The following is a 13,488-nucleotide window of genomic DNA, read 5'->3' on the forward strand; positions in this document are numbered from 1 at the left end:
TTTGCGAGAGGATTTGCAATATGGGTTCGCTTTTAACAACGCCCTGGCTCCCCGTCCGTTTCAAAGACGGTTCCACGGGCAAACTGGCTCCTGTCAATCTGGCAGATGAAAACGTGGTGGATATCGCCGCAACGCGAGCAGATTTGCAGGGAGCGGCCTGGCAGTTTTTGTTGGGATTGCTGCAATGCAGCATCGCGCCGAAAAACAGCGCCCGCTGGGAGGATATCTGGTTTGATGGATTGCATGCCGATGCGCTCCATAAGGCATTAGCACCGTTAGAACACGCTTTTCAGTTTGGCGCGGAATCCCCCTCGTTTATGCAGGACTTTGAGCCGTTAACCGGCGAAAAAGTGTCGATCGCCTCATTGTTGCCGGAAATACCTGGCGCGCAAACCACGAAGTTCAATAAAGATCATTTTGTCAAACGCGGCGTAACGGAACGTTTTTGTCCGCACTGCGCGGCGCTGGCGCTGTTCTCGTTGCAGCTTAACGCGCCTGCGGGCGGCAAAGGCTATCGTACCGGGCTGCGCGGCGGCGGGCCACTGACCACGCTGGTTGAATTGCAGGAATATCAGGGCGAGCGGCAAACGCCGCTCTGGCGCAAGCTGTGGCTCAACGTGATGCCGCAGGATACTGCGGATCTGCCTTTACCAGACCAGTGTGATGCGACCGTTTTCCCGTGGCTTGCCGCGACGCGGACCAGCGAGCAGGCGAATGCCGTTACCACGCCGGAGCAGGTCAATAAACTCCAGGCGTACTGGGGGATGCCGCGTCGTATCCGCCTGGATTTTGCCACCTTACAGTCAGGTTGCTGCGATATTTGCGGCGCTGAAAGCGATGAGCTTCTTGGCTTTATGACCGTCAAGAACTACGGCGTTAACTACGATGGCTGGCGGCACCCGCTGACGCCTTATCGCGCCCCGGTAAAAGATCAAAACGCCTTCTTTTCCGTTAAACCGCAGCCCGGCGGCCTTATCTGGCGCGACTGGCTGGGATTAAGTCAGAACAACCAGACGGAAGCGAATTACGAATCTCCCGCGCAGGTAGTCAAGGTGTTTAACGCCCGCTCGCTGACTGACGTTAAAGCGGGGATCTGGGGCTTTGGCGCGGATTTCGACAATATGAAAATCCGCTGCTGGTATGAGCATCACTTCCCGTTGCTGATGACGGAAGGTCTGATCCCTGATTTACGTAAAGCAACACAAACTGCTACCCGACTCCTCAGTCTGCTACGCAGTGCGCTAAAAGAAGCGTGGTTCGCCAATGCGAAGGATGCCCGCGGTGATTTCAGTTTTATCGATATTGATTTCTGGAACCTGACGCAGGGACGTTTTCTCAACCTGATTCACGATCTGGAAAACGGCCAGAACCCGGACGAAAGGCTGAATAAATGGCAAAGAGAACTTTGGCTGTTTGCCCGTCGTTACTTCGATGATCACGTCTTTACCAACCCCTACGAGAGCAGCGATCTGAAGCGCATCATGACCACACGCAAGAAATATTTTACTTCATCGGCGGAAAAGCAAAGCGCGAAAGCCGCCAAAGCAAAGAAGCAGGAGGCTGCTGAATGAGTATTGTGCAAGAGGATCACAAGGCCACTCTGCGCAAATGGCATGAGGATTTGCAGGAGAAGCGGGGCGCACGAGCCAGCTTGCGGCGCAGCACGACGGTGAACGATGCCTGTCTGTCAGAAGGATTTCGCTCCCTGCTGATGCAGACGCATACGCTGTGGAAAATTGACGGGCAGGAGTGGCGCGTAACCGCGCTGGCGCTAACGGCGGCGCTGGCGGCGAATGTGAAAGCGATTGATGAGCGGCAAAAATTCGCCGCACAGCTCAACGGCGTGATGTCGGAACTGCGTTTTACCCGGCTTTGCGCAGTAAAGACGCCGGATGAACTGCTGCGCCAACTGCGCCGCGCGGTGAAACTGTCAAATGGCGCGGTCAATCTGTTTTCACTGGCAGAGGATATTTTTTGCTGGTGCCGGGAACAAGACGACTTGCTGAGCCACCATCGCCGCCAGCAGCGGCCAACCGAATTTCTCCGTATCCGCTGGGCGCTGGAATACTACCAGGCTGGCGATACCGATAACGAACAAGATTAACAGGGATATCTTTATGACAACGTTTATTCAGCTCCACTTACTGACCGCTTACCCCGCCGCTAACCTGAACCGTGATGATACCGGCGCGCCAAAAACCGTGGTGCTTGGCGGCGCAACGCGTCTGCGTATCTCCTCTCAGAGCCTGAAACGCGCCTGGCGCACTTCGGAACTGTTTGAGCAGGCGCTTGCCGGGAATATCGGTATTCGTAGCGGGCGTATTGCGCGCGAAGCGGCGCAAATCCTGATTGAAAGCGGCATCGATGCCAAAAAAGCGGTTGAGTATGTGGAAAAAATTGCCAACTGTTTTGGCAAGGTAAAGGCGGAAAAGAAACCAAAAGATGAACTGACGAATGCTGAAACCGAGCAACTGGTGCATATCAGCCCAGCTGAATTTGAGGGCGTAAAAGCGCTAGCGCACCGTCTGGCGGAAGAAAAACGCGCGCCAAAAGAGGAAGAGCTTGCACTGCTACGTAAAGATCGCATGGCTGTCGATATTGCGATGTTTGGCCGTATGCTGGCGAATAAGCCCGATTTTAACGTGGAAGCTGCCTGTCAGGTCGCCCACGCCTTCGGCGTCAGCGAAACGATCGTCGAAGACGATTTCTTTACCGCTGTGGATGACCTACGCCAGGCATCGGCAGAAGATGCAGGCGCAGGCCATCTCGGCGAAACCGGCTTTGGCTCCGCGCTGTTTTACACCTATATCTGTATCGACAAAGATCTGCTGGTGAAAAACCTGAACGGCAATAAAGAACTGGCAAACAAAACGCTGCGCGCCTTTACTGAAGCGGCGCTGAAAGTGTCGCCGACCGGCAAACAGAACAGCTTTGCCAGCCGTGCCTATGCCTCGTGGGCGCTGGCGGAAAAAGGCACCGATCAACCACGTTCACTGGCGGCCGCGTTTTATGAACCGATCAACGGTACAGACCAATTGAACGTTGCTGTTAAGCGTATTACATCGCTGCATAAGAATATGAATAAGGTTTATGGCCAGCAGACTGATACCGCCAGTTTCGACGTGATGAATCAGCAGGGAAGCATGAAAGACGTGCTTGACTTCATCTGCGCGTAAGGGGCGGCTTATGAGCCAATATCTGGTTTTTCAGCTTCATGGGCCGATGGCCTCCTGGGGCGTGGATGCGCCAGGCGAAGTGCGCCACAGCCATGAACTTCCTTCGCGTTCTGCGCTGTTGGGGTTATTAGCTGCGGCGCTGGGTATTCGCCGCGATGAGGAGGAACGGCTAAACGCCTTCAATCGTCATTACCAATTTTTGCTGTGCGCCAGCGGCAACCCGCGCTGGGCGCGGGATTATCACACGGTGCAGATGCCGAAAGAGGTACGTAAGGCACGTTATTTCAGCCGCCGTGAAGAGTTGCAGGATCCTGAGTTACTGAGCGCGCTGATTTCCCGACGCGACTACTACACCGACGCCTGGTGGATGATCGCTGTCAGCGCGACGCCGGACGCGCCTTACACGTTGGCGCAGCTTCAGGCGTCGTTACAACATCCTGTGTTCCCGCTGTATCTGGGGCGCAAAAGTCACCCTCTGGCGTTGCCGCTTGCACCGCAACTGCTGGAAGGGAGTGCGGCGGATGTCCTGCGTGAAGCATATCGTTGGTATCAGGATCAATTCAATGCGCTGAAACTGCCTCTCCCCAGATTACAGAACGAATGCTGGTGGGAAGGTGAACACGATGGCTTAACGGCGAACAAAATTTTACGTCGTCGCGACATGCCGTTGAGCCGCCAGCAATGGTTGTTCGGTGAACGTAGCGTGAATCAGGGGCCGTGGCTCCGCAAGGAGGACGCGTGTATCTCTCAAGAATAACGCTGCACACCAGCGAGCTTTCGCCGGCACAGCTCTTGCATCTGGTGGAGCGCGGCGAGTACGTGATGCACCAGTGGTTATGGGATCTCTTTCCCGGCGGCAAGGAACGGCAGTTCCTTTATCGCCGCGAAGAGTTACAGGGCGCGTTTCGTTTTTTTGTCCTCTCGCAGGAACAGCCTGCCGCCAGCGCGATTTTTGACGTGCAGACTCGCCTGTTTGCGCCAATGCTGAGCGCGGGGCAGACGCTGCGGTTTAACCTGCGCGCCAATCCGACGGTTTACAAAAACGGTAAGCGTCACGATTTGCTGATGGAGGCGAAACGCCAGCGTAAAACGCAGGGTGATAGCCAGGATATTTGGTCTTATCAGCAGCAGGCGGCGCTGACGTGGTTGGCGCGCCAGGGGGAACAAAATGGCTTCACCCTGCGCGAGACGAGCGTTGATGCTTACCGGCAGCAGCAGATACGTCGCGGGAAAGATCGGCAGATGATTCAGTTTAGCAGCGTGGACTATACCGGCGTGCTGGTGCTTAACGATCCCGCGCTTTTCCTGCAACGTCTGGCGCAGGGGTACGGTAAAAGCCGGGCGTTTGGCTGCGGAATGATGATGATCAAACCCGGAGACGACGCGTGACGTTCGTACCGCTCAACCCGATCCCGTTAAAAGATCGAACCTCGATGATCTTCCTCCAGTACGGTCAGATTGACGTGCTGGATGGGGCATTCGTGCTGATCGATAAAACAGGAATACGCACGCATATTCCCGTCGGTTCGGTCGCTTGTATCATGCTGGAACCGGGAACGCGGGTTTCCCATGCGGCTGTGCGTCTGGCATCGACGGTGGGAACGCTGTTGGTGTGGGTGGGCGAGGCGGGAGTGCGGGTCTATTCCTCCGGACAACCCGGCGGCGCACGAGCCGATAAGTTGCTTTATCAGGCAAAGCTGGCGTTAGATGATGACCTGCGGCTGAAGGTGGTGCGCAAAATGTATGAACTGCGTTTTCGTGAGCCGCCTCCCGCCCGTCGTTCCGTTGAGCAACTGCGCGGTATTGAAGGATCCCGTGTGCGGGCGACCTATGCATTACTGGCGAAGCAGTATGGCGTGAAATGGCATGGTCGTAACTATGATCCGAAAGACTGGGAGAAGGGGGATGTCGTCAATCGATGTATTAGCGCGGCGACATCGTGCCTGTACGGGATTTCAGAAGCGGCTATCCTGGCGGCGGGATATGCGCCGGCTATCGGTTTTATCCATAGCGGTAAGCCGCTTTCTTTTGTTTATGACATTGCCGACATTATTAAATTTGAATCTGTCGTGCCAAAGGCATTTGAGATCGCCGCTCGTCACCCGGCGGAACCTGATAAAGAAGTGCGCCTGGCCTGCCGTGATATTTTTCGCAGTTCGAAGCTGACCGGAAAATTGATCCCGCTGATCGAAGAGGTGCTCGCTGCCGGTGAAATTGAACCACCTCAGCCTGCGCCGGATATGCTGCCGCCAGCAATACCGGAACCTGAATCACTGGGTGATAGCGGCCATCGGGGGCATGGTTGATGAGTATGGTGGTTGTGGTCACGGAAAACGTACCGCCGCGTCTGCGGGGACGTCTTGCCGTCTGGTTACTTGAGGTTCGTGCAGGTGTTTATGTTGGCGATACCTCGAAGCGTATTCGGGAAATGATTTGGCAACAGATCACACAGCTTGGCGGAGTCGGAAACGTAGTAATGGCCTGGGCAACAAATACTGAGTCTGGTTTTGAGTTCCAGACCTGGGGTGAAAACAGACGTATTCCGGTAGATTTGGATGGACTTAGATTAGTTTCTTTTCTTCCTGTTGAAAATCAATAAGTTGAATGTTCTTTAATAATAAGGAATTGTTATCTTACCGTTGGTAGTTTGTTAGGTAATAAAAAAGGGCTTTTAGAACAAATATATAGTTTTAGTGTGTTCCCCGCGCCAGCGGGGATAAACCGCGGTACGAAAATTTTTCATTTTTTATCCTCTGGTGTTCCCCGCGCCAGCGGGGATAAACCGCCCCCTCCCCTACTCCGCGCCGGAAAAAAAACGTGTTCCCCGCGCCAGCGGGGATAAACCGTTCTTTTCGTGCGTCGCCCAGCGTTTGTGGCAGTGTTCCCCGCGCCAGCGGGGATAAACCGGCGGCAAAAGCTGTCAGCGATTTTTTCAGTGAGTGTTCCCCGCGCCAGCGGGGATAAACCGGAAGCGCCGCTGGGGCTGGTGGCGGCAGGGTTGTGTTCCCCGCGCCAGCGGGGATAAACCGTCGTTTTTCTTATCGGTGTGGTTCGGTCGTAAATGTTCCCCGCGCCAGCGGGGATAAACCGCCCGCATTTCTCGGTGATCGACTTTGTAACCTGTGTTCCCCGCGCCAGCGGGGATAAACCGGCGCAGCCCTCAAACCCACAACATACGACGATGTGTTCCCCGCGCCAGCGGGGATAAACCGCCAAAGAGCTGACATTGCTAGACCCTCATATTGTGTTCCCCGCGCCAGCGGGGATAAACCGAATGCGACAACTCGTCTACTGGTCACAAAAGGGTGTTCCCCGCGCCAGCGGGGATAAACCGTGTTTTCCGCCGCGTCGCAACTCATGACAGCGGTGTTCCCCGCGCCAGCGGGGATAAACCGTGGATGATTCCGTTTATCAGGAGTTCGCTGCGGTGTTCCCCGCGCCAGCGGGGATAAACCGTTTAAGATACTGGTCGCCGCGACCGCTCATGGGTGTTCCCCGCGCCAGCGGGGATAAACCGCCATATAGCCCCCTCTTATATGGCGTATGAAAGTGTTCCCCGCGCCAGCGGGGATAAACCGGCGGGTGAAGTTACCTCCGAGGGCTTTCACGAGTGTTCCCCGCGCCAGCGGGGATAAACCGCCGTGACAGACGGCGCTTTAACGCCCGGTGGTGTGTTCCCCGCGCCAGCGGGGATAAACCGGCCCCGGTCATGAATTGCCAGCGCCGCCACCAGTGTTCCCCGCGCCAGCGGGGATAAACCGCATTGGTATGCCGTCGAATTCAACACGCGTAGGTGTTCCCCGCGCCAGCGGGGATAAACCGCGTTCGCGAGGAATACTGCCAGTACCGAATTTGTGTTCCCCGCGCCAGCGGGGATAAACCGGTGTGGTGGCCAATGGCAATTAATAACAGAAAGTGTTCCCCGCGCCAGCGGGGATAAACCGGCAGCGAGACCACGAAAGAGGGAATACCGACAGTGTTCCCCGCGCCAGCGGGGATAAACCGGTGTGCGTGATGAGGTTCGCGGAGCATGTTCTGTGTTCCCCGCGCCAGCGGGGATAAACCGAGCCCCTTTCTGATTTTTTCCGTAATGTCGGTGTGTTCCCCGCGCCAGCGGGGATAAACCGCCATGTTTGATTGTGCGGATTGACCAAAAGCCGTGTTCCCCGCGCCAGCGGGGATAAACCGTGGATAAAACGGTGTTCATATTTATTGGTGCGGTGTTCCCCGCGCCAGCGGGGATAAACCGCGGCCTTTGCCCCCAGGAAACGATGATGACCAGTGTTCCCCGCGCCAGCGGGGATAAACCGGGCAGATTTACGACAACAACCCGGCAGCGGTGGTGTTCCCCGCGCCAGCGGGGATAAACCGCGAATTACTACCGGGCTAACACAAGTGGTAAGGTGTTCCCCGCGCCAGCGGGGATAAACCGGAATTGTTGCTACGACTAAACAGGGAGGGAGCGTGTTCCCCGCGCCAGCGGGGATAAACCGAAATTAGATGATCTGGACAACTGCCCGCAATGGTGTTCCCCGCGCCAGCGGGGATAAACCGACTCAGGCGGAGAACTGGCCGCATTAACTGTTGTGTTCCCCGCGCCAGCGGGGATAAACCGCTGGGTGTCCAGCGGACATCCTCAGCCGGCGGGTGTTCCCCGCGCCAGCGGGGATAAACCGAGATAGCGTGAGGCAATTCTTAGCGTTGAACTGTGTTCCCCGCGCCAGCGGGGATAAACCGGGAGGTTGCACCTGAGCGCCCCTTCACTGGACGTGTTCCCCGCGCCAGCGGGGATAAACCGCCAGCAGCTTGCGGAAAAGATTCGCACTGCCTGTGTTCCCCGCGCCAGCGGGGATAAACCGTGGATAAAACGGTGTTCATATTTATTGGTGCGGTGTTCCCCGCGCCAGCGGGGATAAACCGCGGCCTTTGCCCCCAGGAAACGATGATGACCAGTGTTCCCCGCGCCAGCGGGGATAAACCGGCTAAAACGGCGCTTGAGAACAGTATCAATATGTGTTCCCCGTGCCAGCGGGGATAAACCGGGTTAACCAGGGGTTTTTCCCCACTATTTCGCGTGTTCCCCGCGCCAGCGGGGATAAACCGAGGGGCGTTCCGCAGTCGGCAAGGGCTGAAAAATGTTCCCCGCGTCAGCGGGGATAAACACGTTTCACCAGCTTATCAGGACGTTTTTTCCGCCTTCGCCAGCTCTTTTACCAACGGCAGCATTATCCGCACTACATCGCGGCTACGGCGCTCAATTCGCCCTGGCAGCGCCTTGTCAATATGCTGTTGATTATCAAGCCGTACGTCGTGCCAGCTATTGCCGTTCGGGAAGGATGCATTTTTCACGCGTTGCTGGTATCCGTCTTTTTTACCCAGATTCCAGTTCGTCGCCTCAACAGAAAGCACAGATATTCCCGCTTTATCGAAAACCTCCGCGTCATTACAGCAACCCGTTCCTTTGGGGTAGGATGGATTGCGTCCCGGATTGGTGTTGGCGGCGATACCATAACGGCGCGCAATCGCTAATGCCCGATCGCGGGTCAGTGTACGCACCGCTTCCGGCGTATTTTTCCCGCTATTAAAATAGAGCTTGTCGCCAACAATCAGGTTATCGAGATTAATCACCAGCAGCGTATTTTTCTTCTCAGCGTCACTCATTCGTTTGAGTAAATTTTCCGCGCCTAGCTTTCCCTCTTCTTCCCCGCTGGTGGCGATAAAACGAATCCCGTAATGGGTCGGTATATCTTTCAGACGCGCCGCCAGTTCCAGCATAACGCCTAATCCCGCGGCATTATCATCCATTCCCTGTAACGTTAAACCGCCCAGATTGGCATCGACATCAGCGTCGCTCTGCGGAGCGTAGGTATCCAGATGCGCCATAATGATGATCTGCTGCGGCACGCGCCCTTCATGGGCGGCGATGACCGTGCTGCCCGTCACGTTATGCCAGTTTTTGCGATTATCCTTCGTGGTATAAATAAATCGGCTATTAAATATTCGAATATCGCTTTGGTATCCCATCTGGGTAAATTGTTGGCGTAAATAATCGGCAGATAACATCTCGGCGGGGGAGCCCGTCATTCTCCCGGGAAAAAAGGTGGCGATATGTCGTGCCTGAGTATTCGCTATTTCACCAGGCCCTGGTGATGCTGCTTGTGCAGGAAGGATAAAGCCTACGCCGAGCGCCAGAATGACGGCAAAGCGGCGCGTTGCGGAAAACATAATGAGTCCTTAAATACAGAACAAAATTTTACGTGGCTAGTATGAAACCGCGATCGTGTTAATACAATTTCATTTGCTCCTAAATGCTGGCAATCCGGTACGTTAAGCATTTTTTGATATTGGTTTTTGGGCCGCGTTATTCCTTTGAGGAACTACTCATTCCAATTCGTCATTTCATTCACTCTCCTGCGCTCCCTATAGTCGTGTAATCGAAATGTTTAGCAAAAAACGGTATTGCAAAGGAACGGTTATGGATCAAAAACGACTCACCCACCTGCGGCAACTGGAGGCGGAAAGTATCCACATTATCCGTGAAGTGGCAGCGGAATTCGCTAATCCGGTCATGCTGTACTCCATTGGTAAAGACTCCAGCGTCATGCTGCATCTGGCGCGTAAGGCGTTTTATCCGGGTACGTTGCCGTTCCCGCTATTGCACGTTGATACCGGTTGGAAATTCCGTGAGATGTACGCCTTTCGCGATCGTACCGCCAACGCATATGGCTGCGAGTTGCTGGTACATAAAAATCCGGAAGGCGTGGCGATGGGCATCAATCCGTTCGTTCACGGTAGCGCTAAACACACCGACATTATGAAAACCGAAGGGTTAAAGCAGGCGCTGAATAAGTACGGTTTTGATGCCGCGTTCGGCGGCGCACGGCGCGATGAGGAAAAATCCCGTGCGAAAGAACGTATTTACTCCTTTCGTGACCGTTTCCATCGCTGGGACCCGAAAAATCAGCGTCCAGAGTTGTGGCGTAACTATAACGGTCAGATTAATAAAGGTGAAAGTATACGCGTCTTCCCGCTCTCCAACTGGACAGAGCAGGATATCTGGCAATACATCTGGCTGGAAAACATCGACATCGTGCCGCTGTACCTGGCTGCTGAACGCCCGGTTCTGGAACGTGACGGCATGTTGATGATGGTGGATGACGATCGTATCGATCTCCAGCCTGGCGAAGTCATCAAAAAAAGGATGGTGCGCTTCCGTACACTTGGCTGTTGGCCGCTCACCGGGGCGGTGGAATCCCACGCGCAAACGCTGCCGGAAATTATCGAAGAGATGCTGGTTTCTACCACCAGCGAGCGGCAGGGGAGGATGATTGACCGCGATCAGGCGGGGTCGATGGAGCTTAAAAAACGTCAGGGGTATTTCTAAGGAGCCGCCATGAACACCATACTTGCACAACAAATCGCCAATGAAGGCGGCGTCGAAGCCTGGATGATTGCCCAACAACACAAAAGCCTGCTGCGTTTTTTAACCTGTGGCAGCGTTGATGACGGTAAAAGTACGCTGATAGGTCGTTTGCTGCACGATACCCTGCAAATTTATGAAGATCAGCTCTCTTCTCTGCATAATGACAGTAAACGTCATGGCACGCAGGGAGAAAAACTCGATCTGGCGCTACTGGTAGATGGGCTGCAGGCCGAGCGTGAGCAGGGCATTACTATTGACGTCGCGTACCGCTATTTCTCCACGGAAAAACGAAAATTTATTATCGCCGACACGCCGGGCCATGAACAATATACCCGGAATATGGCGACCGGAGCGTCCACCTGCGATCTGGCGATCCTACTGATCGACGCGCGTAAAGGCGTGCTGGATCAGACGCGTCGCCATAGCTTTATCTCCACTCTGTTGGGGATCAAACACCTGGTGGTGGCAATCAACAAAATGGATCTCGTTGACTACCGCGAAGAGACCTTCGCCCGTATTCGTGAAGATTATCTGACCTTTGCTGAACAGTTGCCGGGCGATCTGGATATTCGCTTTGTCCCGCTTTCGGCGCTGGAAGGGGATAATGTCGCCGCGCAGAGCGCGAATATGCGCTGGTACAGCGGTCCGACGCTGCTGGAAGTCCTGGAAACGGTAGACATACAGCGTGCGGTAGACCGTCAGCCGATGCGCTTTCCGGTACAATACGTCAATCGCCCGAATCTTGATTTTCGGGGGTATGCCGGCACTCTGGCGTCTGGTAGCGTCAAAGTCGGAGAGCGCATTAAAGTGCTGCCGTCCGGCGTGGAATCCAGCGTGGCGCGTATCGTCACTTTTGATGGCGACAAAGAAGAAGCCTGTGCGGGCGAAGCCATTACCCTGGTACTCAACGACGACATTGATATTAGCCGCGGCGATCTGCTGCTGGCGGCAAACGAGACGCTGGCACCTGCGCGGCACGCCGCGATCGATGTGGTATGGATGGCGGAACAGCCGCTGGCGCCGGGCCAAAGCTACGACGTTAAACTCGCGGGTAAGAAAACCCGCGCGCGTATCGAGGCTATTCGCTATCAGATTGATATCAACAATCTGACCCAACGAGACGTCGAGAGCCTGCCGTTAAACGGTATTGGTCTGGTAGAGATGACATTCGATGAGCCGCTCGCGCTGGATATTTATCAGCAAAATCCGGTGACGGGCGGACTGATTTTTATCGACCGGCTTTCTAACGTTACCGTGGGCGCTGGCATGGTGCGGGAACTGGACGAACGCGGAGCGACGCCGCCCGTGGAATACAGTGCGTTTGAGCTGGAGCTGAATGCGCTGGTACGCCGTCATTTTCCGCACTGGGACGCCCGCGATTTGCTGGGAGATAAACATGGCGCTGCATGATGAGAACGTGGTCTGGCACTCTCATCCCGTTACTGTCGCCGCCCGTGAACAGCTCCACGGCCACCGTGGTGTGGTGCTGTGGTTTACCGGGCTCTCCGGTTCGGGAAAATCAACGGTGGCCGGCGCGCTGGAAGAGGCGTTACATCAGCGTGGCGTCAGTACCTACCTGTTGGATGGCGATAATGTGCGCCACGGTTTGTGCCGTGATTTAGGCTTTAGCGATGCCGATCGCCAGGAGAATATCCGGCGGGTAGGCGAAGTGGCCAGTCTGATGGCGGACGCTGGCCTGATTGTTTTGACGGCATTTATTTCTCCGCACCGCGCCGAGCGGCAACTGGTAAAAGAGCGCGTCGGCCACGATCGTTTTATCGAGATTTATGTCAATACGCCGCTGGCTATCTGTGAACAGCGCGATCCTAAAGGGTTGTATAAAAAAGCGCGTGCGGGCGAGTTGCGTAACTTTACCGGCATCGACGCCATTTACGAAGCGCCTGACTCGCCCCAGGTTCATCTTAATGGTGAACAATTAGTAACAAATTTGGTTTCCCAATTATTAGACCTGCTGAGACGGCGCGATATTATCAGATCCTGAGACACCACCGGGCTTGTATGCCCGGTATGGTCAAGGTTACAGGATTTAATATGCGTAATAGCCATAACATTACTTTCACAAGGTCAGACGCCTTCATGGTCGACGATGACGCCACCAGTGCATTTCCGGGGGCGGTGGTCGGCTTTGTGTCATGGCTGCTGGCGTTGGGGATCCCTTTTCTGCTTTATGGCCCTAACACGCTGTTTTTTTTCCTCTATACCTGGCCCTTTTTCCTCGCGTTAATGCCGGTATCGGTGATTATCGGCATTGCGTTGCATCTGTTGGTAAAGGGCAAAATACTTTTTAGCATCATGTTTACTCTACTGGCCGTAGGCGCGCTGTTCGGCGCGTTATTCATATGGCTATTAGGGTAGACGGGTTATCACTGCGCCTCCGGTCATAATTCAAACCGTAACCAACAATGAGATTATGTTCTCCTTACTCGGGTATACGTAACATCCGGCAAATGTGGTACATTTGCCGGCGTTGTCGCGGCAATCCCGTCCTGAATGTGGAGTCACAGAGGACGTTATGGGATGATGATGCCGTTTTTCAGGGGGCAGGATGGGTAAACTAACGCTGCTGTTGCTGGCTTTACTGGTCTGGCTACAGTACTCGCTGTGGTTCGGTAAGAACGGCATACATGACTATAGCCGCGTCAACGATGATGTGGTCGCGCAGCAGGCGACAAACGCCAAACTTAAAGCGCGTAACGATCAGCTTTTTGCCGAAATTGACGATCTCAATGGCGGCCAGGAAGCGATTGAGGAGCGCGCGCGCAACGAACTTAGCATGACCAAACCGGGCGAAACCTTCTATCGTCTGGTGCCTGACGCCTCAAAACGCGCGGCAACGGCGGGGCAAACTCATCGATAAACCATCCAGGG

13 protein-coding genes and 1 CRISPR repeat array are annotated in these 13,488 nt (G+C 54.9%); of the genes, 12 read left to right on the forward strand and 1 reads right to left on the reverse strand.

Annotation, left to right across the window (positions count from 1 at the left end; genetic code table 11):
- Positions 1-20 precede the first annotated feature (20 nt).
- Genes casA through cas2e form a run of 7 tightly spaced genes read left to right on the forward strand, consistent with a single transcriptional unit; the run spans position 21 to position 5,775 of the window.
- Positions 21-1,571, forward strand: coding sequence for a type I-E CRISPR-associated protein Cse1/CasA (casA, locus tag ACLJR2_RS02640; protein WP_000535130.1), 1,551 nt, complete (start codon positions 21-23; stop codon positions 1,569-1,571).
- The gene (casB, locus tag ACLJR2_RS02645) at positions 1,568-2,104 is read left to right on the forward strand and encodes a type I-E CRISPR-associated protein Cse2/CasB (protein WP_000029528.1); all 537 of its coding nucleotides are present in this window, start codon (positions 1,568-1,570) and stop codon (positions 2,102-2,104) included. Before casA ends, casB begins: the two co-directional genes overlap by 4 nt.
- 13 nt (positions 2,105-2,117) lie before the next feature.
- On the forward strand, positions 2,118-3,176 hold the full coding sequence (gene cas7e, locus ACLJR2_RS02650; protein ID WP_000206420.1) for a type I-E CRISPR-associated protein Cas7/Cse4/CasC: 1,059 nt from the start codon (positions 2,118-2,120) through the stop codon (positions 3,174-3,176).
- Positions 3,177-3,186: 10 nt separating this feature from the next.
- Positions 3,187-3,933 (forward strand): type I-E CRISPR-associated protein Cas5/CasD, encoded by a 747-nt coding sequence (cas5e, locus tag ACLJR2_RS02655; RefSeq protein ID WP_000085111.1) that lies wholly within the window; start codon positions 3,187-3,189, stop codon positions 3,931-3,933.
- A complete protein-coding gene (cas6e, locus tag ACLJR2_RS02660) occupies positions 3,915-4,565 on the forward strand; it encodes a type I-E CRISPR-associated protein Cas6/Cse3/CasE (RefSeq protein WP_000281477.1) in 651 nt (216 codons plus the stop codon). The genes cas5e and cas6e overlap by 19 nt, the downstream gene beginning before the upstream one ends.
- Positions 4,562-5,482, forward strand: a complete 921-nt coding sequence (gene cas1e, locus ACLJR2_RS02665) for a type I-E CRISPR-associated endonuclease Cas1e (protein ID WP_000144832.1) — start codon at positions 4,562-4,564, stop codon at positions 5,480-5,482. Before cas6e ends, cas1e begins: the two co-directional genes overlap by 4 nt.
- Complete coding sequence (gene cas2e / locus ACLJR2_RS02670) at positions 5,482-5,775, forward strand: type I-E CRISPR-associated endoribonuclease Cas2e (protein WP_001518648.1); 294 nt, start codon at positions 5,482-5,484, stop codon at positions 5,773-5,775. The genes cas1e and cas2e overlap by 1 nt, the downstream gene beginning before the upstream one ends.
- Positions 5,776-5,871: 96 nt before the next feature.
- Positions 5,872-8,340: a CRISPR direct-repeat array (repeat unit 29 nt; unit sequence GTGTTCCCCGCGCCAGCGGGGATAAACCG).
- A gap of 14 nt (positions 8,341-8,354) precedes the next feature.
- Here the strand turns inward: cas2e and ACLJR2_RS02675 are convergent.
- A complete protein-coding gene (locus ACLJR2_RS02675) occupies positions 8,355-9,401 on the reverse strand; it encodes an aminopeptidase (RefSeq protein ID WP_000490478.1) in 1,047 nt (348 codons plus the stop codon).
- 250 nt (positions 9,402-9,651) lie between these two features.
- On the opposite strand from ACLJR2_RS02675, the gene cysD reads away from it, so the two are divergent.
- The 5 genes from cysD (at position 9,652) to ftsB (ending at position 13,477) form a co-directional block, all read left to right on the forward strand.
- A complete protein-coding gene (gene cysD / locus ACLJR2_RS02680; RefSeq protein ID WP_000372384.1) occupies positions 9,652-10,560 on the forward strand; it encodes a sulfate adenylyltransferase subunit CysD in 909 nt (302 codons plus the stop codon).
- A 9-nt stretch (positions 10,561-10,569) separates the two neighbouring features.
- Entirely contained in the window at positions 10,570-12,009 is a 1,440-nt protein-coding gene (gene cysN / locus ACLJR2_RS02685; RefSeq protein ID WP_001092256.1) for a sulfate adenylyltransferase subunit CysN, read from the forward strand.
- Positions 11,996-12,601, forward strand: coding sequence for an adenylyl-sulfate kinase (cysC, locus tag ACLJR2_RS02690; RefSeq protein WP_001173663.1), 606 nt, complete (start codon positions 11,996-11,998; stop codon positions 12,599-12,601). The genes cysN and cysC overlap by 14 nt, the downstream gene beginning before the upstream one ends.
- Positions 12,602-12,651: 50 nt before the next feature.
- On the forward strand, positions 12,652-12,975 hold the full coding sequence (locus ACLJR2_RS02695) for a DUF3561 family protein (protein ID WP_001537530.1): 324 nt from the start codon (positions 12,652-12,654) through the stop codon (positions 12,973-12,975).
- A gap of 190 nt (positions 12,976-13,165) precedes the next feature.
- Positions 13,166-13,477 (forward strand): cell division protein FtsB, encoded by a 312-nt coding sequence (gene ftsB, locus ACLJR2_RS02700; protein WP_000517480.1) that lies wholly within the window; start codon positions 13,166-13,168, stop codon positions 13,475-13,477.
- The last annotated feature ends 11 nt before the right edge of the window (positions 13,478-13,488 follow it).

Source organism: Salmonella sp. SAL03688 (assembly GCF_046551895.1).
Taxonomy (GTDB): domain Bacteria; phylum Pseudomonadota; class Gammaproteobacteria; order Enterobacterales; family Enterobacteriaceae; genus Salmonella; species Salmonella enterica.